At 49.0% G+C, this 19,665-nt stretch carries 12 protein-coding genes and 1 riboswitch; of the genes, 2 read left to right on the top strand and 10 right to left on the bottom strand.

Translation table 11 applies throughout. From position 1 onward, the window contains the following. The first annotated feature begins 17 nt into the window (after nt 1-17). Together DW915_RS05500 and DW915_RS05495 are read left to right on the top strand one after the other, a co-directional pair. Nucleotides 18-2,981 (top strand): beta-glucosidase, encoded by a 2,964-nt coding sequence (locus DW915_RS05500; RefSeq protein ID WP_118741738.1) that lies wholly within the window; start codon nt 18-20, stop codon nt 2,979-2,981. A gap of 78 nt (nt 2,982-3,059) precedes the next feature. Then, nucleotides 3,060-3,188: riboswitch (FMN riboswitch) on the top strand. Nucleotides 3,189-3,400: 212 nt separating this feature from the next. Beyond that, nucleotides 3,401-4,042 carry an ECF transporter S component gene (locus DW915_RS05495; RefSeq protein WP_022461231.1) on the top strand — a complete coding sequence of 214 codons (642 nt, stop codon included), beginning with the start codon at nt 3,401-3,403 and terminating at the stop codon, nt 4,040-4,042. A 288-nt stretch (nt 4,043-4,330) separates the two neighbouring features. Here the strand turns inward: DW915_RS05495 and DW915_RS05485 are convergent, their stop codons facing one another. The 10 genes from DW915_RS05485 to DW915_RS05440 all read right to left on the bottom strand — a co-directional run bounded on the left by DW915_RS05485 (nt 4,331) and on the right by DW915_RS05440 (nt 19,649). Continuing rightward, nucleotides 4,331-6,052: a putative ABC transporter permease subunit gene (locus DW915_RS05485; protein ID WP_055227821.1), complete on the bottom strand. Its 1,722-nt coding sequence runs from the start codon at nt 6,050-6,052 to the stop codon at nt 4,331-4,333. Further along, nucleotides 6,045-6,770 carry an ABC transporter ATP-binding protein gene (locus tag DW915_RS05480; RefSeq protein ID WP_055221955.1) on the bottom strand — a complete coding sequence of 242 codons (726 nt, stop codon included), beginning with the start codon at nt 6,768-6,770 and terminating at the stop codon, nt 6,045-6,047. Before DW915_RS05480 ends, DW915_RS05485 begins: the two co-directional genes overlap by 8 nt. A 380-nt stretch (nt 6,771-7,150) precedes the next feature. Beyond that, complete coding sequence (locus DW915_RS05475; RefSeq protein WP_117801282.1) at nt 7,151-8,458, bottom strand: alpha-L-fucosidase; 1,308 nt, start codon at nt 8,456-8,458, stop codon at nt 7,151-7,153. Nucleotides 8,459-8,575: 117 nt separating this feature from the next. After that, nucleotides 8,576-9,946, bottom strand: coding sequence for an MATE family efflux transporter (locus DW915_RS05470; RefSeq protein ID WP_117804651.1), 1,371 nt, complete (start codon nt 9,944-9,946; stop codon nt 8,576-8,578). Nucleotides 9,947-10,146: 200 nt separating this feature from the next. Continuing rightward, nucleotides 10,147-12,366, bottom strand: coding sequence for a beta-glucosidase BglX (bglX, locus tag DW915_RS05465; protein ID WP_117804652.1), 2,220 nt, complete (start codon nt 12,364-12,366; stop codon nt 10,147-10,149). A gap of 247 nt (nt 12,367-12,613) precedes the next feature. After that, nucleotides 12,614-14,209, bottom strand: coding sequence for a response regulator transcription factor (locus tag DW915_RS05460; RefSeq protein WP_117804653.1), 1,596 nt, complete (start codon nt 14,207-14,209; stop codon nt 12,614-12,616). Beyond that, nucleotides 14,187-15,929: a cache domain-containing sensor histidine kinase gene (locus DW915_RS05455; RefSeq protein WP_117804673.1), complete on the bottom strand. Its 1,743-nt coding sequence runs from the start codon at nt 15,927-15,929 to the stop codon at nt 14,187-14,189. The genes DW915_RS05460 and DW915_RS05455 overlap by 23 nt, the downstream gene beginning before the upstream one ends. 191 nt (nt 15,930-16,120) lie before the next feature. Further along, nucleotides 16,121-17,023: a carbohydrate ABC transporter permease gene (locus tag DW915_RS05450; RefSeq protein ID WP_117804654.1), complete on the bottom strand. Its 903-nt coding sequence runs from the start codon at nt 17,021-17,023 to the stop codon at nt 16,121-16,123. 12 nt (nt 17,024-17,035) lie between these two features. Further along, entirely contained in the window at nt 17,036-17,974 is a 939-nt protein-coding gene (locus DW915_RS05445; RefSeq protein ID WP_117804655.1) for an ABC transporter permease, read from the bottom strand. A gap of 151 nt (nt 17,975-18,125) precedes the next feature. After that, on the bottom strand, nt 18,126-19,649 hold the full coding sequence (locus tag DW915_RS05440; protein WP_117804656.1) for an ABC transporter substrate-binding protein: 1,524 nt from the start codon (nt 19,647-19,649) through the stop codon (nt 18,126-18,128). Nucleotides 19,650-19,665 lie beyond the last annotated feature (16 nt).

Genomic DNA, 19,665 nt, shown 5'->3' with positions numbered 1-19,665 from the left:
CGGGAGGTTTTTGAAAAATGACAGAAAAGAGGGAGTTTCAGGTAAACAAAAACACACCGTTCTGGGATGCATCACTGACGGATCAGGAAAGAATCGACTGGCTGTTAAAAGAAATGACGGTCGAAGAAAAACTGGGATACCTCGCCAGCTCTTCCCCGGATCTGCCGCGCCTTGGCATTCCGGGCGTCTCTGTGGGCGGTGAGGCGGCACACGGCGTTGAGGGCAGAAACGATCAGAACGGTCTTGGAAAACCGGATGTGACAACATCCTTCCCACAGCCGATCGGTATGAGTGCATCCTGGGATCCGGAGCTGATCAGACAGGCCGGTGAAATAACAGGAACCGAGGCGCGCGTCGTATGGCACCGCCATGAGAGCCATGGACTCAGCAGATGGGCTCCGACCGTTGATCTTGAGCGCGATCCGAGATGGGGAAGAAACGAAGAAGGTTACGGAGAGGATCCTGTGCTGACCGGAAAAATGGCCGGTGCTTATATCCGGGGAATGCAGGGCGATGATCCGAAGTATCTGCGCTGTGCAGCGACCTTAAAGCATTTCTATGGAAACAACACGGAGGTCGGCCGCGGATGGAAAAATTCTTCCATTGACCCGCGGAACAAATATGAGCTGTATCTGGAGCCATTTCGCAGATGTATTGAGGATGGCGGCGCAGAGGGCATTATGACGGCATATAACAAGATCAACGGAACGATCGGTATCCTGAATCCGGAAGTGACCGATATTCTGAAAAAACAGTACGGTCTCCGTCACGTTGTCAGTGACGGCGGTGCGATGGGTCTTGTCGTGACGCTGCATCACTATTTCGGACAGCATGCGGAGACGATCGCAACGGCGCTGAAAGCCGGTGTGGATGCCATGTCTGACGATCCGCGTATGGTAGAGCAGGCGGCACGCGAGGCATATGAGCTTGGCATTCTGAAAGAAGAGGATATGGACCGCTCTATTCGCTGTATGATGGAGACGAAGCTTCGTCTCGGCGTTTATGATCGGGAAAATCTGAATCCGTATGACCGTGTGACCGAGGACGATATCGATTCCCCGAAGGCACGTGAAATCTGTAAAGAGCTGAGCCGCGAATCGATCGTACTTCTGAAAAATGAGAACGGAGCGCTGCCACTTGACAAAGCCCTGAAAGCAGAAGATATTGCCATTGTCGGACCGCTTGGTGATGCATGGTATCAGGACTGGTACGGCGGAACGGCACCATACCGCACAACCTTCCTGCAGGGGATGGAAGTACTGAAGCAGGAGAACATTACATTCGCGGATGGTCTGGATCGCGTTGTTTTCCGCTGTGATGGAAAAGGTCTTGCCGTAGCAGAAGACGGAACACTTCAGATGGCAGATGAGCCGGATGTGTTTATCAAGGAATACTGGGGTGAGGGAAGCTATACGTTCAAGAGTGTCCGTACCGGAAAATACCTCGGCGCAAGACTCTCAGAGTCGCAGGGAGAAAAGCCGAAAATGGGACAGATCGCGGCAGACCGCGAGGAAGCCTTCGACTGGTTTGTGATGGAGATTTTCCACGTGGAGCCGCAGGAGGATGGCAGCGTTGTGCTGACCAACCGTTTCCATTACCCGGTTTATAAGGATGCAGAGGGATTTTTCTCCTTCGAGCAGACGGAGGGAATTCCGATTACGATGGAGGTTGTCGAAAACGGAATTGAAAAAGCAGTTGCTGCAGTCCGGGGCAAAAAGCAGGTTTTACTTGCGCTCGGCTGTAACTCCGTGATCAATGCGAAAGAGGAGATCGACCGCAACACACTGGAGCTGCCAGAGGAGCAGGGGATGCTGCTTGACCGGATCGCAGAGGTCAATCCGAATACCGTTCTGGTGCTGTTTACGAATTATCCGTACACACTTCAGAAAGCGATGGAAAAACTGCCGGCGATCATCATGTCTGCAACGGGAAGCCAGGATATGGGAAGCGCAATGGCAGAGGCTGTGCTTGGAATCTATGCACCGGCCGGCCGTCTGAATATGACCTGGTATGAGAGTATCGATCAGCTGCCGGACATTGACGATTACGACATCATCAAAGGAAAAAGAACGTACCGCTATTTCGACGGGAAGGTATTGTATCCATTCGGCTATGGCCTGACGTATACCACATTTGCGTATGAGAACTATAAGGTTTCCTTAAAAGACGACCGTCTGCTGCAGATCTCTCTCGATGTGAGAAATACGGGCGATACCGCAAGCGACGAGGTCGTCCAGATCTACGGTTCCGCTCTGGAATCCTGCGTAAAGAAACCAATCTGCCAGCTGCTTGATTTTGTCCGTGTGAAAAACATTGCCCCGGGCGAGACGAGACACATCGCACTGGAAATCCCGGTGGAGGAGCTTCGCTTCTACGATGTCATCAGCCGCAGACTGATGGTAGAAGAAGGAACGTATGAAATCTATGCGGGCGCATCCTGCAAGGATAAAGCCGTTTCCGCAGAAATCTTTATTCCGGGCGGAAAAAGGGGAGTACGCGATCTGAGTGCATTTACCGCGGCAGACCACTACGATGATTACGAGAACATGTATCTGACGGAAGGCCACTTCAATTTCAAGGCAGTCCGCGTGCAGGATGAGACGAAAGAAGGTGTTCTCGTTTACCGTGACTGTGATCTTTCCGATGCTGCTGTTCTGGCGCTTCATGTGAAGAGCGAACGCGGCGGCAGTGTGGAAGCCTTTGTGGATGGTGTTTCGATGGGAAGCTTTACCGGTGACACAAGAACCTGTGAGTTCCGCAGCGCCCCGAAACTGGACCGCTATGCGGAGGAAGAAGTAAAAGAGCGCAACCGGTACCGCGAGCCGGTTTATGAGGATGTTGAAATTTCCCTCGCAGACAGACCGCAGACTGACGGCGCATCTGAGATCCGTCTCGTCCTGAAGGGAGATATGCGGATCTGCTATCTGCGTGTGCTGAAAAATAAGAGCACAGGAAAAATTCAGATGGGCGTAGCAAACTAACCAGATAATGTATTGTCTGAAAAAAGTATTGACAAATTGTGTGAATATGAATAAAATGTTCCTGTAAAAACAAAATACGGAGATCTTCAGGGCAGGGTGTGATTCCCTACTGGCGGTATAGTCCGCGACCCGCTGCGATATCAAACAGCGGCTGACTCGGTGCAACTCCGGGACCAACAGTTAAAGTCTGGATGAAAGAAGACGAAATAAAGTTTATTTGCATGGAAATATTTTTTGGTGCCCTGAATTCAAGAAAAGGAATTCAGGGCACTTTTTTCGCGGGCAACGAGCCAAAGTCCGTGCTTGCACGAGACCTTGGCGACTGCCGCGAAAACGAGTTCAAATTCGTGGAGCGTATTTGGACTCGTTACTTCCGGCAGAACCGGTCAAGATCTCCAGAAAAAAGGAGAAATGCACTTATGAATGCACAGACAACAGCAAAACAGACATCAAAGATGTCGCAAATCGGAAAAACCCGTTACATGGTACAGGTGGCAATGCTCGGCGCCGCCGCAGTCGTATTGATGTTTTTTGACATCCCGCTTCCGTTTGCCCCGAGTTTCTACAAGATTGATTTAAGCGAAGTTCCGGTGCTGATCGGAGCCTTTGCGATGGGACCTCTTGCCGGAGCTGCGATTGAGCTGATTAAGATTCTGCTGAACCTTGTTATGAAAGGAAGTACCACCGCAGGTGTTGGCGAAGTAGCAAACTTCCTGATCGGCTGCGCGTATGTTATGCCGGCCGCATGGATCTACAAAACACAGAAAACAAAGAAAAATGCCATGATCGGTATGGCAGTCGGAACTGTATTTCTGGCAGCAGCCGGCGGTCTTCTGAACGCTTTTGTACTGCTTCCGGCTTATGCAGCAGCCTTTGGAATGCCGATGGATGCCCTTGTGGGAATGGGATCCGCAGTCAACAAAGCAATTACAAGCCTTCCGACCTTTGTTCTGTTTGCCGTTGTACCGTTTAATATCATCAAAGGTGTTGTGGTATCACTGGTAACCATGCTTCTGTACAAGCACATCAGCAGACTGCTGAAGGGTGAGGCGATGAATTAGTTCATCATTTCCGAAATCATTTTTGTAAACGGAGAATCCAATAAATACATTGTAGAGAGACGGACAAAATGCAGAGAGAAATCCTCTGTTTTTTGTCCGTCTTTTAAAATTTTCGGGGAATGGCGGCAATGGATTGCCCACACAGGTCTTTTAGTAGTACAATGAAGCATAATCGATAAAAGAAAATACACAGCGAAATTGGAAAGGAGCGCAAAAAAAAGAGATCCGCACATTGGCTGAAATCTCTTTTCTATCACATTTTAATATTGTTATTATGTCTCGAAACTGTTAAGCGCTTTCCAGATGTTCCATCACTTGAACGCCCCATTTAAAAAGGGCGGTTCGCATGGCGAAGGTCAGGACTGCGGTAAGCAGAATCATCACGCTCGTGGTGATGTGGATGTTGAGGTGAAGTTTTCCGTACAGCAGGTAGCCGGCTCCGATCAGGATTGCGCCGACGGTGAGGTCGATGAGGACGGAGATCAGGGAGCGGTTGTTGGATTTTATGGCGGCGGTTTCGTTTTCCCAGTTTAATTTCGGAAATGCAAGGTCAAAAAGGAGCTGTTCATAGTTGACGAACAGGGTAAATAAAACCGTGATCGCCGTGGTGTAAAGAAGGGTCGCCGGGTGCAGACCGAAGACGACAGCAATCATGTTGAGGACCAGAGCGTACGGCAAGGTGCCAAGGAGACTGATCAGGATGCCGCTTACCAGCATGGCACGAATCTGGTCGTGATAGCTCATCGGAATGCATTTCATATAGATGTATTCGCTGCCCTTTCGGGACATCGCTGTGGCGGAGATCACGCAGAACATGGACGTCATGACGGCGATTCCGGCGGCGGTAAGGACGGCAACTGCGACGGGCAGTTCCCCTTTCAGGAGGCGGAATATGGTGCCATCGGCAACAAGCCGGTTCCAAAGGCCAGTGGTTTTAGCCATGCCAAGGCTGGAAATGATTGAAATGAGGGCAATACCAAGCATGAAGACCGGCCAGATGAGAGGCATCAGAACACAATTCATGAACCAGGCCGGTGTGCGGTACAGTTTTTTCCATTCAATCATCGCGTAGGTGCGGACCGGATTTTTGCTTTTGACGGTTCGGGTCACTTCTTCTTTGGATAAAATGCGTTTTTCGCTGGTGGTCTCGCTCATGCCGAGGACAGCCGGGAGGTAGATTTTCCAGGCGAGGGCGAAAAAGACAGCAAGGATGACGGCGGTTGTAGCGATGTAGAGTATCATTTTGAGAAAGGATGCATCTGCAAGGCTTCCGGTCATCAGGGGCAGGTTCGGAAAAATGGTCCGGAAGGCGCGCAGAGTGCCCTTCTGGCTTTCCATCAGGTTCATGATATCCTGCATTTCAAAATTTCCGATACTGCGCGAAAATACGTTGATGCCAATCGCAAAAATCAGGGATGCGGCGAATCCGAGGTAGCTTAAGAAATCCTTGTTTCGGATATTTTTGAAAAGACGCATCACGAGCATCGTCAAAACTGCGGCGTAGACGAGCGGCACAACCGGGAAAATAAGGCAGGCGAGGATCATATTGATCCAGTAAAAAATGCCCATTTTGGCGCTGATCCCGTACCCTAACAGAAACGGAAAGAACAGCAGTACAATAAGATAGTATTCGTTCAGCAGACAGCAGAAGCCTTTCGCACCGACAATCTGCGCCGGGGTAAACGGCAGCGGCAAAAGCTTTACGAGGTCAGAGTCCATGTAATACTCGCTCAGAAACAGCGGCAGGCCATAGAAGAAAATGACCATCATGCCAATGGCACAGACGAACTCGATCAGCAGGGTTTCCAGCCCGAGCGGCTGCAGGAAGGTATAGCCGGAATATCCCAGAAGAAACAGTAAGACCGACACGGGAAGGAGGCAGACACCAAGCAGAAGGTATACAACGATACGTCCTCCGTCCGAAAATGCTTTCTTTTTTCCGCTCTTCTGATTGCTTTTTCCTGGTCCGCTTTTCAGAAGGAAACGGGTGAGAATCCATAAGTTACGCATGTTCGGTGATCTCCAGAAAGATATTTTCAAGTGTCTGATCCGGATAGGCCGCTTTTAATTCTTCCAGGGTACCCAGGTATACCTGGCGGCCGTGATGGATAATGGCGATGCGGTCGCAGAGTTTTTCCGCTACTTCCAGCACATGGGTGGAAAACAGCACGGCGTTTCCGGCATCGGCGTGTTCACGCATCATCTGTTTGAGCTCGTGCGCGGAGCGCGGGTCAAGGCCGGTCAGCGGCTCATCGAGAATCCAGACCGGCGGCTTGTGGATCAGTGCGCCCATCACCATGATTTTCTGACGCATGCCATGCGAGTAGCTCATGATACGGCTCGAAAGGTTCTCTTCCATCTCAAAGCGTTTTGCGGTTTCTTCGATAAAACGCTGACGTTCTTCCGTTCCGACACCGTAGATATCTGCCATGAAATTCAGGTATTCAATTCCCCTGACGCGAAGAAACGCATCCGGGTCATCGGGCACAAAGCCGAACTGGCGCTTGGCTTCGAGCGGATCCTTCTGAATATCTTTTCCATTGATTTCAATCGTTCCTTCGGACGGCGCAAGGATACCGGTGATCATTTTTAATGTTGTCGTTTTCCCGGCTCCGTTTGGGCCGATAAATCCGGTGATCTTTCCATCTTCGATATCCCAGGAAAGATCATCGACGGCTTTTTTGCTTCCATCGCCGTAAATTTTGCTGACGTGGTTCAGACGAATCATGTTTTATTCCCCCTCTTTTTTTCTTGTAAAACGAAACTGTGATTCTCTTGCTTCGTTTCTAAAAACAGACTGCCCTTTTCTCACTCCGAAAGCTCTTATCCTTCCCTGCGCAGGAAAAGGAGTCAGGCGGATCTTCGCAATCCGCTTCGCTACTTGCTTGATTCAGTTAAATTTCGAAGCACGGGCTGTGATCTTGTGTTTTTTTCAGTATGCATTCTTCTGCCAGAACTGTCAATCAGCGGAACGAAAAATACAGAATTTTGTAAGAACTTGTAAGACTTTTAGAGCGTGTCTGAAAAAAAAGATACCGCAAAGTGAAACCTGCAGATTGCGGAAATGCTTTTTCAGACACGCTCCAGAATCAAATCCGATTTTACCCTCTACTTTTTCAGAATCACATCGATGACTGTATCGACTCCATCCGGCAATACCGGGTCTTCGCCGAGATCGGCGAATGCCATGGTCGGATAATCGCTGTGTACCCAGCTTGTGGAAACCGGGATTTCCGCGCCGGTTGCGACGTAGCGGATCGCCTGGATTTCTTCTTTTTTCACGCCGGGCAGCGGCAGCGGCCCAACGGTATTTTCATAGACATGAAAATACAGATGGTTTCCGTGGCGCGTCACACGGCCAAAGTCCGGTTTCTCAATACCGGCTTTTCCGCAGCCGTAAATGCTCTCTCCGTTTTTCTTCATCCACTTTCCAATCTCAGCCAGCCGTTCGATCGACTCCTCCGGGATATTTCCCCTGGCGTCCGGGCCGACATTCAAAAGCAGGTTTCCACCCTTCGATACGCATTCGACCAGCTTTTTGATCAGCATCGGTGCCGGTTTGAAGAAGTGGTCGTTGGCACAATAGCCCCAGTGATTGTTCATCGTAACGCAGGATTCCCAGGCGATATCGTTTCCATTTACATCCTGGATGCCATTCGGCGGAATCATCTGCTCCGGGCTCACAAAGTCGCCGTGGTATGGGGTCGGATTTCCGGCCGCCAGAGAACCGTAGCCCTCTCCGCTCACCTCGAGACGGTTGTCGATGATGACATCCGGCTGGAGCTTCCGCACCATATTGATCAGCTCCGTCGCTTTCCATGCTTCGCCGCGCAGCGTATCGTAGGAAAAGTCAAACCACAGCACATCGAGCTTTCCGTAGTTTGTGCAGATCTCGCGTACCTGATTGTGCATGTAGGTCAGGTAGCGGTCGAAATCGCGGTCATCGTTTTTGTATGCCGGGTTGTTCCGCATCGGGTGGTTCCGGTCGCCGTAATGTGGGAAATCGTCGTGGAACCAGTCGAGCAGGGAGAAATACAAACCGACCTTCAGTCCTTCTGCGCGGACGGCATCAACGTACTCTGCAACGAGGTCGCGGCCGCATTTCGTGTTGGTGGATTTGAAATCGGTATACTGGCTGTCGAAGAGGCAGAAACCGTCGTGATGCTTGGCAGTCAGAACCATGTATTTCATGCCGGCCTCTTTCGCCGCTTTTGCCCATTTCCGCGGCTCGAAATCAACGGGGTTGAACTCCTCGAAATATTTCATGTAATCTTCTTTTGGAATCTGCTCGGTACTCCGCACCCATTCTCCGCGCGCCGGGATGGCATAAAGTCCCCAGTGGATAAACATGCCGAAACGGGCGTCGCGGTACCACTCCATCCGCCTGTCATAAGCTTCTCTGTCAAATTTGTACATCGTTTTGCTTCCTCCTGTTTTAGTTTTATATTGGTAATGATTCAGAGTACCATTTCGCATGGCTCTGAATCGTTACGTCAAGCGGATATTCGCAATCTGCTTCGCTACTTGATTCGGTTAAATCTTAATTTTCACCCATTTTCCCTGTTTGAATCGGATCGTCGCAAAGATAAACCGTGACATCTGATCCGCCAGCACGCCGAACCAGATTCCGACGATGCCAAGCCCCAGCGTGTAACCGCCAAGATACGAAACGATCGTACGAATAAATGTAACGCTGATCATAGATGCAACTGCCGTATAGAGCGTATCTCCCGCACCGCGCAGGCATCCCATGTAAATAACCTGACAGATCTGGAAAATGACGACGAAGATAATGACATGGATGATGCTGACACCGATTTCAATGATATGCTGTTCTTCGAAAAACAGGCTGTACAGCCATCTTCCGCCGAAGAGATAAATCGCAACGAGGCATACTGCGATGCCCGCGCCGATCAGACGGCACGTTCTGCCGTACTCTTTCGCAAGATCCGGCTTTTTTGCGCCGAGGCTCCGGCCGATCAGTGCAACCGCTGCGGACTGGAGGCCATCGCCGAACGCAAACGAAAGCGACATAATATTCATGCCGACCTGGTGTGCCGCCATCGCATCGGTTCCCTGCTTGGCCGCCATGATCGCCGTCATCATAAAGCCGATCCGCATGAAAACCTGCTCGAAAAACACACTGTACCCGACCCTGACCAGGCTGATGAACGCTGCAATCGTCGGTTTAATTTTGTTCTTCAGAATATAGCCAAGATTCAGGAATCCGTCTTGCTTTGTGATGGAAAGGATGCTCATCACACATCCGACAACCGTTCCTGTGACGGTTGCCAGTGCCGCACCCTGAATGCCGAGTGCCGGGAACCCGAAATGGCCGTTGATCAGAAGATAATTCAGGATAATATTAATCGTATTTGATGTTACATTTGTGCGCATCGTGATTTTTGTATTGCCCGCACCGCGCTGTGCCGAGTTGATCCCCATCTGGATACAGTTAAAAATCATACCGCCCATGATGATACGGAAATATGTTACTGCGCCGTTATGCGTCTCCGCCGTTGAGCCGCACAGATGGATGATCGGACTTGCAAACGCCACAAATCCAACACTGAATGCAGCTGCCGCAAGGATAATAAATACAAGCGCAGTTACCAGAGTCTCATTCGCCGCACCCTGTCTTTGTTCCCCTCGCCGCCGCGCAACAAGGGCGGAAATCGACACATTCAGCGCAAAGAAAAACGCCAGGCCAAGCAGCTTCGGCTGTGTCGTCAGACCGACCGCGGCAACTGCGTAGGAGCCAAGCGAACTTACCATCAGCGAATCTACAAGACCCGCAAATGCAATGAAAAACGACTCCACGATCGCCGGCCACGCCATGTTGACGGCGGTCTGGAATGTGTCTTTGTGGTATTTCCCCTTTAACTTGTTTCCTAAGTACCCCATTTCTTTTCCTCTCTTTCGTCCCAATACCAATTTCTATTTTACTTTGTTTTAACAGAAGGGTCAATACGGTACCGGCAGAAAAAAGCCAGCCGCAAAAGCAAAATTCTTTTCGCTTTTTGTGGCTGGCTTTTCTTTTATCTTTCCGTAGCGATTCAGACCCCCATCTTGATTCCGCTTACGCTACATCCCAGTATTGCTTCTTATTTTTTCAGCACAAATTCTGCCTTATTCTCTGTCGTGCTGTCGCTTCCGATGAATACTTCGAAAGCACCGTTTTCACTTTCTACACGCTCATTTTCTGTCAGGAAGCGAAGCTCTTCTTCTGTGATTTTGAAGATGACTTCGGTTTCTTCTCCCGGCTGAAGGGTTACCTTGCAGAAATCTTTCAGCTCTTTCACCGGGCGTACCACGGATGCGGCTACGTCGTGGATGTAAAGCTGTACGGTCTCGGTTCCCTTTGTATCGCCGGTGTTTTTCACGGTTACGGAGGCTTTAATCTCATCTTCCATGCCAAGCTCTGCCTTGTCCAGTTTCACATCTGAAATTGCAAAGCTGGTGTAGCCAAGGCCATATCCGAACGGGAACAGTGGTGCGTTCGGGATGTCGAGGTATTTGGAGCGGAAGCGGTCTTTGTCCTTGCCCGGCACATGCGGTCTTCCGGTAGAATACTCGTTGTAGTGAACCGGCACCTGGCCTACAGAGTATGGGAAGCTCATGGTCAGCTTGCCGCTTGGAGCGTATGCACCAAAAACAACGTCTGCGATTGCATTGGCACCTTCGGTACCCGGCATCCATACTTCAAGAACGGCTTTTGCTTTCGATACGACATCGCGCAGGTCGAGCGGACGGCCGTTGAAGAGGACAACGACAACGTTTTCATTGACTTTTGAAACGCGCTCAAGCAGTCTCTGCTGGATTTCCGGGATGCGGATGTTCGCGTTGCTGGTTGCCTCGCCGGACTGCAGACGATCCTCACCGATCGCAAGAACGACAACATCGGCCTCTTTTGCTGCGTTTACAGCCTCAAGAAGCATTGCTTCTTCCTCTTCTGGCGTGGTGGACTGCTCCATCGCCTCGCCGAAGCCCTCCAGACGGATGTCGGAGCCGAGCATCGGGGAACCTGCATGGAAGCTCATGTTTGTCGTATCTGCCTGCGCTTTTACGGCCTCTTCCAGATTTGTCACATCCTTTGCATCTCCGATAAAGGACCAGGCGCCCATCAGGTTTCTGCTGTGGACATACGGTCCGACCCAGGCAATTTTTTTCTCCTTGCCAAGCGGCAGGATTTTCTCTTCGTTTTTCAGCAGGACAAACGATTTTCTTGCGGCTTCTCTTGCCAGGGCGCGGTGCTCTTTGCAGAGAATGACCTCTTTTTCTTTCGTCTCATCTGCGTCTTTATACGGATTTTCAAACAGTCCCAGTTTGTTTTTCAGTTCCAGGATACGCATGCAGGACTCATCGATCAGATCCTCGGAAATCTTGCCCTCTCTTACAAGGCGGCACAGGTTTTCGCAGTAAATACCGGTCATCATATCAATGTCAACACCTGCCTCGGCAGAGCGGACAGCTGCCTCCTCACGGTCTGCGCAGTAGCCGTGGTAAATAATCTCCTCGATTGCCGCCCAGTCGGAAATCAGAACGCCGTCAAATCCCATCTCGTCACGCAGGATGCCGCGCATCAGTTTCTTGTTTCCGGTTGCCGGAACACCGTTTACCGTGTTGAAGGAAGTCATTACCATCGCTGCGCCTGCATCGATGCCGGCTTTGTAGGACGGCAGATAGAAGTCACGGAAGGTATGCTCGGAAAGCTCTACGGTGTTGTAGTCTCTTCCCGCTGTCGGAGCGCCATAGCCTGCAAAATGTTTCACGCAGGAAGCAATTTTGTACGGCTCCTTCAGATCGTCTCCCTGGAATCCGCGCACCATTCCGGCACAGAACAGACCGTTCAGATACGGATCCTCACCGGTAGACTCCATGACACGGCCCCATCTTGCATCGCGGACCAGGTCGGTCATCGGTGCGAAGGTTACGTGAAGGCCGGAAACGGCTGCCTCTTTTGCAGCAACTGCCGCACACTTTTCGGAGAGCTCCGGTTCAAACGTTGCGCCCTGTCCCAGCGGAATCGGGAAAATGGTCTTGAAGCCGTTGATGACATCCAGCATGAACAGCATCGGGATGTGATGCGGGTGCTGCTCCACAAAATCCTTCTGGATTTTCTTTAACATTTCTGCGCCCATGCTGCCCAGGATGGAACCGGAAAGCGCTACATTTTCCGGTGTAAAGCCTTTATCCGCCATCGGTCCCATGGCTGTGATGTCCATATCTTTATTGAAGAAGGCACCCACCACCTGGCTCATCTGGTTCACTTTTTCTTCCAGCGTCATGTCGGCCAGAAGCTCTTTTAATTTCTGCTCGGTCATTTTTTCTCCTCCATACCTCGTTTTTGCTGTATCTGCTTCTTCAGAAACCCCTAAAATGTCAGAAAAATATCGTTTTTCCGTTTTTTCTGAATCTTATACTGAAATTTTACCACATCTGATCTGAAAAAAATATCCCCTGATCCGACCTTTTTCTTTCACTATTCCGACCTGTTTGCTGTTGTTCCGGTGCGTAAGAAAGTGATAAAATCCTCTGTTATTTCCCGGACATGTGAAGGGTGGCTTTCCGCTATTTTTCACTAAAGCTTCTTCGGTATTCCAGCGGTGCGTATCCCGTATTATCCTTAAACATCTTCGTAAAGTATGAGAAATTGCTGTACCCCACATACAGCGACACCGTATTAATCGGCAGCGTGCTCTGTGTCAGAAGCTTTTTTGCCTCCTCCACCCGCTTTTGGATGATATAATTACTGATCGAAATACCCTTTTCTTTTTTAAAAATCCGGGACAGATAATCCGTATTCAAAAAGACAAGCTCCCCAAGCTCCTCCCGGTGAATCTCCTCCCGGTAATGTGCATCGATATAAGCGCATACCTGACTCGTAACCGAATCTGATTTGTTGATGTACTGTCTGTACTGAACTGCTTTCCGAACCAGTACCCCGGCATATTCCATCATCTCTTCTCTGCCATAAAGGGAATTCCGATGCAGGTTTTCCATATCCGCATCTGCAAACAGTGCATACGCCTTGATCTCCCGTTCCGAAAGCCATGCATACACCACCTGCGTCAGATCGGTACGGAGTGCTACCAGAAGCTCCCTGGTAATCATTCCTTCCCGCTCCGTCCGGTCAAGGTATTTCTGCAGCCGCTCCAGCAGCTCCTCCGGTTTTTCCTCCGAAAGCAGAGCTTTCCACACATCCAGCTCCTTATTTTCGTAGCTGGTCTGCGGAGCCTGAAATTCGTTCAGAAACAGCACCTCGTTCCGCACGGAAAGGCTTCCCTCCCGCATTTTCTGAAGATTCCGGCTCTGCTTTTGCATCCCCAGTACAGATTCCCACTGTCCAACACCGCACCACAGCTCCAGATAGATTTTTTCATTCATCCACGCAACAAACTGCCGCAGAATTTCACAGTCCCGCTCACCGTCCTGCGGGAATGCTTTTTCCTTTGACTGTGTAACAATCCAGTAGATGCCCGGTTCCTGGTAAAAAACAGTATCTACCGCAATATCCGTTTCCTCATACAGTTCCGACAGCACATTATCGATCACAAATTCCATGGTCGCGGTATCCCACATCTCCCGCTTATTGCTCTTTATTTCCGGCATCAGACAAATCAGCCGGAAATAGTGTCCCGGTCCGTATGAAAGCTGGCGCTGTGCTGCCGTTTCGCAGAATTTTTCCTCGGAGAAGCCGCTTTTCAGCACATTTTTCCAGATATCCTGCTGCAGAATTTTTCTGTTCTGATTCCACTTGATGCTTTCCTGCCTGAGATCCTGTATTTTCTTTTCTTTCGCAACAGATTCCGCCGCACGCTGCACGGCCGCCTTCAGCTTTTCAAAATCAATGGGCTTCAGCAGATAATCGACACTGTTCAGCTGTATCGCTCTTCTGGCATAGTCAAACTCCGCATAGCTTGTCAGGAAGATGACCTGGACCTTCAGCTCCTCTTTCCTGACCCACTCCACAAAATCGAATCCCGTTCCGCCCGGCATCACGATATCGCTGATTACAATATCAATATCCACCATTCCCATGATGTTCTTCGCCTGCTGTACGGAAAACGCAGTGTACACCTCGCTCACCCCGGTCGCTGTAAGATCGAGATTTCTTTTGATACTTTCAATCACGTACTCTTCATCATCCACGAGCAATAGTTTCATGTTCTTCTCCCCCTGTCTTGTATGGAATATGGATATCTACAATCGCTCCGCCGAGCGGGCTGTTATCGAAATGAATCTCTCCTGTATCACCATAATAATAACGGAATCGTTTCAGGCAGTTTTCAATCCCGATATGCTTTCCATGCTCGGAAATATCTTCCCCTGCTTTCAGCCTTTGCAACGTCTCCTCCGGGAAGCCGTTTCCGGTGTCCGAAATATAAATGTTGACATACTTTTCTTCGCCGCGGTCCTCCGGGTAAACCGTCACGGAAATCAGCGGAACCGTCTCCAGCGTCAGGGCATGTTTTGCCGCATTCTCTACAAACACCTGAATCAGAAACGGGAAGATTACCGCGTCTTTCACTTCTTCATGGACTTCAAAATAATAGGTGAATTTTTCCGGATAGCGCAGCAGCAGAATTTTGAGGTAATTTTCGCAGTGATTCGTCTCCGCCGTCACCGGCACCATCTCGCTTGTATTGCGGAAAATATAGGCGAGATAATCGGACGTAATACGGCTCATCGACTTTGCATGGTCGTACTGTCCGAAGTCAATCATGCTGTAAATAAAGTTCAGACAGTTCATGTAAAAATGCGGACGAATCTGGATTTTCAGGTAATCCATCTCGATTTTCTGTTTTTCCAGCTCCTGCTCATACAGCGTGATCTTCAGACGTCGGATCTGATGAATCATGTTTCGGAATTTATCGTCAATCTGCTCCAGCTCTACCAGATTTCCTTCCGACATCTGATAGGTGAGATCCCCATTGTCATATTTTTGAAGATTTTCCGTAAACATAGCGACCGGCTTCAAGATTTTTGTTTTCAGATGGAACAGCAGCACGGAACCGGCAATCACCATCAGAAATGCAACGCCGAGAAGAGCAAACACACTTCCCGTCATCAGATTCAAAACACCGGTCCAGGAGATTTTAATCCGTATTTCAAACGGCGCCTGCGAAAGTTCCTGCCGGAAGGTGTAATTGTCGGTATTAATTTTCGAATTGTCCGTTACAATTCCTTTTTCCGTCAGTGTTCCGATGCTTTTCCCGTTCTGGTCAACGAGACTGACATAGCCGCTCTTTCCAAGAGACAGTTCAGAGAACGGTTCCAGAATTGTCTTCAGATTGACGTAGCAGCCGAGTCCAATGCCCTGACTCTGCGCTACCTTGAGCATATAAACATCGTCTCCCTGGCACATCACGGTCCATTTTTTCTTAACTGCATACGTCTGCTGCGACAGGCTTTTGATCCTACGCTTCAGCGCTTCCTGCAAATAGGGATCAACGGCGTAAAGCCCGTCGGAGGAAATGCTCAGCTGATATAAGCTGTCATCCTTCTGCGTATAGAGAAAAACATTGTAATCCGTTCCAAAATCCCACGCTGCAGATACATAATTCCTTCGCAGCTGCGTAATGACATATTCCTCATACTGATCCTTCTCCATCAGATCCATATATTTCCAGAACGCAGAATCCGGGTTGGAGCTGTCCATTACAGTCGAGAACAGGTTTCGGCTGATTCGAAAAAAACGGTTATCCAGCTCATCCGTATACAGCTTTGAAATCTCTTCCAGCTGCTCATATACCTGCCGCTGCGTCCGGTTCAGAATAAGCACGCTCCCAGCCAGAAAAAGCAGCAGCATACTCAGCAGGCAGATCAAAAGATAACGCCCCTGCTGCGCCAGTGTTGTTTTTTTCGTCTGTTTTGAAATACGCATGATATTTCCTCCTTTTTTCTGTTCCGGTACGCTCGAAATTTTTCCGTGTTTGATTTTACGAACTGATCTTTTTTTCTGAATATAATACAGCAGAAAAACAGTACACCTCATGTTTCCATGAGTCTGTACTGTTTTTCTGATTTATGTCGGAAACACCGAAATGTTTCTCTTTTTTATTCCTGCATGGAAAATCATCCCTTTACCGCGCCAAGTGTGATACCTTCTGCGAAGTATTTCTGAAGGAACGGATAGATGATAAACAGCGGCAGCATGGCGATAAATGCGATTGCCATACGGATCGAGGTTGTCGGCAGCTTTGCCACCTCCGCGCCGATATTTCCGGTTACTTTTCCACTTGCCAGGTACTGAATATCGGTGATCATCTGATTCAGCAGGTTCTGGATGCTGTAAAGCTTCTGGCCTTCATTTCCTGATAAATAGTATAAACCATTTGTCCAGTCATTCCAATAGCCAAGTGCGGAAAACAGTCCCATTGTTACCAGAATCGGTTTTCCAAGCGGCAGTGTGATGCTGGTGAAAATCTTCATGTGTCCGGCGCCATCGATTTTGGCTGCCTCGAACAGCGCGTCCGGGATACTGGTGTTAAAGTAGCTTCGGATCATCAGCACGTTGTTTGCGCTTAACAGGAAGCCTGGAACAATCAATGCCCAGATCGTGTTTTTGATGTGAAAATACTTTACATACATCAAGTAGGTCGGCACCAGTCCGCCGTTGAACAGCATCGTGAAGAATACGAAAAAGGTAATTGCTCTGCGGTACGGCAGCTTTTTAATCGAAAGCGGATATGCCAACAGAGCGGACATCGCAAGGTTTGCAGCGGTACCGACGATGGTTACAAAAATGGTAATTCCGTATGCTCTCAGGATTTTCTCGCCCTGGCGGATGATATAGGAGTAAGCATAGAAGCTGAATTTCTCCGGGAAGAACGAATATCCGTTGCGGATCAGTGTGTTTTCATCGGTCAGTGAGGAAATAAATACGAGTACAAACGGCAGTATAATGGATAACGTAATCAGAATGAGTACTACATTAATCCAGAACTGGAAACGTTTTGCTTTTTTTGAATTTGTCATACTTCCATCCTCCTAGAATAATGCCTGGTCTTTGTCTACTTTGCGGACAATCCAGTTGCTCAACATTACGACACAGAAGCCTACCAGAGACTGGTATACACCGGCTGCAGATGACATACTGATATTTCCTTGTTCAATCAGGGCACGGTATACGTAGGTATCGATAACGTTTGTGGTCGGGAACAGAACACCGGAGTTCATCGGCACCTGATAGAACAGACCGAAATCGGAATAGAAAATTCTTCCGATGCTGAGGAGCAGCAGGGTGATGATGGTCGGAACGAGGCTCGGCAGTGTGATTTTCGTAATCTCCTGCCATTTGCTTGCACCGTCCAGTCTTGCAGCCTCATAGAAGGAAGGATCGATACCGATCAGGGATGCGATGTAAATCAGGCATCCGTATCCTACGCCCTTCCAGCAGTTCGCGATAATCAGGATCGCCGGCCAGTATTTCGGTTTCTGGTACCACTGAATCGGGTCAATGTGGAACAACGGAAGGATGGAGTTGTTGACAAGACCATTTTCTGCACTCAGAAGCGCATATACGATGTAGCTTAAGATAACCATGGACATCAGGAACGGAAGAAGAATCGCACTCTGATATATCTTTTTGAGCTTTGTGTTTCTTATCTCCGTAATCAGAATCGCAATGGCAATTCCGACTACCATGTTTACAAGAATAAATGCAATGTTATACAACAGCGTATTTCTTGTAATAATCCATGCATCCTTGGAAGCAAACAGGAATTTGAAATTTTTAAGTCCTGCCCACGGGCTTGCCCAGATACCTTTTGCAAAGTTCAGTTTTTTAAACGCAATCACCATACCTGCCATTGGGATATAGTTGTTAATCAGCAGATACAGAAGTGCCGGAAGCATCATCAGATAAAGCGGCCAGTATTCCTTCAGCGCGTTTTTCTTTTTTCCTTTTTTAACCTCTGCTTTTTTCATAAAGCGTCTCTCCTTTTATGAGGGCTGTTTTTTTCAGGTTCTTTCACAGAGAAAGCTCCACATCTTTTCTGGTAAGAGTGGAGCCTTCGGTTACTGTATCACACCGGATTTTTTTCCGCCCCGGTCGTGCTCTTTTTACAAATTATGGTGCCTATTTCTCTGCAAGAAATGCATCCAGCTGCTCCTGCTTTGCAGCAATGACATCGTCGATTCCCGCATCGTCCAGCGCCTCAAGGAACTGTGGAAGCAGTTCTTCCGGATCTCCGGAGCCGCTGCTAAGTGCGCCGTTGTACTGGCTGATTACGTTGTTCAGGGCTGATACCTGATCCGCATATTCGCTGTTATCAAAGACAAATCCCAGTGCTTTCGACTCGATACCGGAAGCGTTGAACTCCTGCATTTTGTCCCAGAGCTGCGGGTCAGATCCATCCCATTTGTATGCGATGAACTGGTTCGGAAGCTCCCATCCACAGTTAAAGCTGTAGCCTGCATTGTCTGCTGTTACACCGTCCGGGTAGTTGATGATTCCGTTTTCTTCATCTTCTACTACGTAGTCGGTTCCCTCTTCGCCCCAGTTCAGAAGGTTCATGACCTCCGGGCTGCCATAGATATAATCGAGAACCTGCATTGCTTTTTCCGGATTTTCGGAGTTCTGTGCTACAGAGAAGATAATTCCGCCGTAAGAGGATGAGTTGATGATCGGCTGATCATAGAACGGTACGATTTCAAACTCATATCCTGTGGAGCTCTGGAACTCAACCGGGGTACCTGGATGATAAGCAAAGAACAAGGAGAAGAGATTTCCTGCTTTGCATACGGTTCTCCAGTTTTCTGTGTTTGTTCCGGCATCCTTGCTGATGTAGCCTTTCTGATACCAGTCATGCAGCATAGTTGCAGTCTCCTTGTACCAGTCGCTTGCAAAGTAGTTTTCTACGGTTGTGCTGTTGGTCTGATCCATCAGAGCGCCCGTGTTGGCATCGCCAAGTCCATCAGCGCGGGACAGACGGCTCAGAGGCGTATCACTGTTGTTGCTGGAGAACAGCATTGTCATATCAGGCTCGCCGGCCTGTACGGTCTCAAATACTTTCTCCATATCCTTCGGCTCTTTGATTTCATCGGTATTGATATTATACTTTTCTACCAGGTCTTTTCTCATGAAGATGGCTGGAATGCTGCCTCGTTCGATCTGGTTCGGAACGCCATAGACAAACCCATCAATCTGATTTGTTTTTGCAATATCCTCGCCATAGATATCTTTCAGGTTTGTGCCGTATTTGTCAATCAGTTCAGACATATCCATGATCTGGCCGGAATGCATATACTGTACAGCTGTTGTTGCATTTGTGTACAGAAGATCGATTTTCTCATCGCCGGAAAGCATCAGCTGTAACTGCTGAGATGCGCTTGCCCACGGAAGAACAACGATATCGAGCTTTGCATTCAGCTCCGGCTCCAGAATCTCGTTGATTTTTTCTTCGATTCTCTCTTCATCCTGCTGCTGGCTGCCCTGCAGTACCATAGTTACAGTGTACGGCTCGCCTTTTTCCTCTGTCTTTGCTGTGCTTCCGGAAGCTGCGGAGGAACCGGAATCAGAACTGGATCCTGTGCTTCCGCATGCTGCCATGGAAAATGCCATAGTTGCTGCAAGAATGCCTGCTAACACTTTTTTCTTCATACTTTTTCTCCTTTTC

It is taken from the genome of Blautia sp. AM42-2, assembly GCF_003480245.1.
GTDB classification, from domain to species: domain Bacteria; phylum Bacillota; class Clostridia; order Lachnospirales; family Lachnospiraceae; genus Fusicatenibacter; species Fusicatenibacter saccharivorans.
The sequence above is the reverse complement of the archived record's forward strand: the minus strand, read 5'-3'. Positions and strand labels throughout refer to the sequence as shown.

Coding starts and splice junctions, on each gene's coding strand:
- DW915_RS05445 (WP_117804655.1), bottom strand. CDS start 17,974: ATGAAAAAAGCAGAGGTTAAAAAAGGAAAAAAGAAAAACGCGCTGAAG.
- DW915_RS05455 (WP_117804673.1), bottom strand. CDS start 15,929: ATGCGTATTTCAAAACAGACGAAAAAAACAACACTGGCGCAGCAGGGG.
- DW915_RS05500 (WP_118741738.1), top strand. CDS start 18: ATGACAGAAAAGAGGGAGTTTCAGGTAAACAAAAACACACCGTTCTGG.
- DW915_RS05470 (WP_117804651.1), bottom strand. CDS start 9,946: ATGGGGTACTTAGGAAACAAGTTAAAGGGGAAATACCACAAAGACACA.
- DW915_RS05485 (WP_055227821.1), bottom strand. CDS start 6,052: ATGCGTAACTTATGGATTCTCACCCGTTTCCTTCTGAAAAGCGGACCA.
- DW915_RS05480 (WP_055221955.1), bottom strand. CDS start 6,770: ATGATTCGTCTGAACCACGTCAGCAAAATTTACGGCGATGGAAGCAAA.
- DW915_RS05475 (WP_117801282.1), bottom strand. CDS start 8,458: ATGTACAAATTTGACAGAGAAGCTTATGACAGGCGGATGGAGTGGTAC.
- DW915_RS05460 (WP_117804653.1), bottom strand. CDS start 14,209: ATGAAACTATTGCTCGTGGATGATGAAGAGTACGTGATTGAAAGTATC.
- DW915_RS05450 (WP_117804654.1), bottom strand. CDS start 17,023: ATGACAAATTCAAAAAAAGCAAAACGTTTCCAGTTCTGGATTAATGTA.
- bglX (WP_117804652.1), bottom strand. CDS start 12,366: ATGACCGAGCAGAAATTAAAAGAGCTTCTGGCCGACATGACGCTGGAA.
- DW915_RS05440 (WP_117804656.1), bottom strand. CDS start 19,649: ATGAAGAAAAAAGTGTTAGCAGGCATTCTTGCAGCAACTATGGCATTT.
- DW915_RS05495 (WP_022461231.1), top strand. CDS start 3,401: ATGAATGCACAGACAACAGCAAAACAGACATCAAAGATGTCGCAAATC.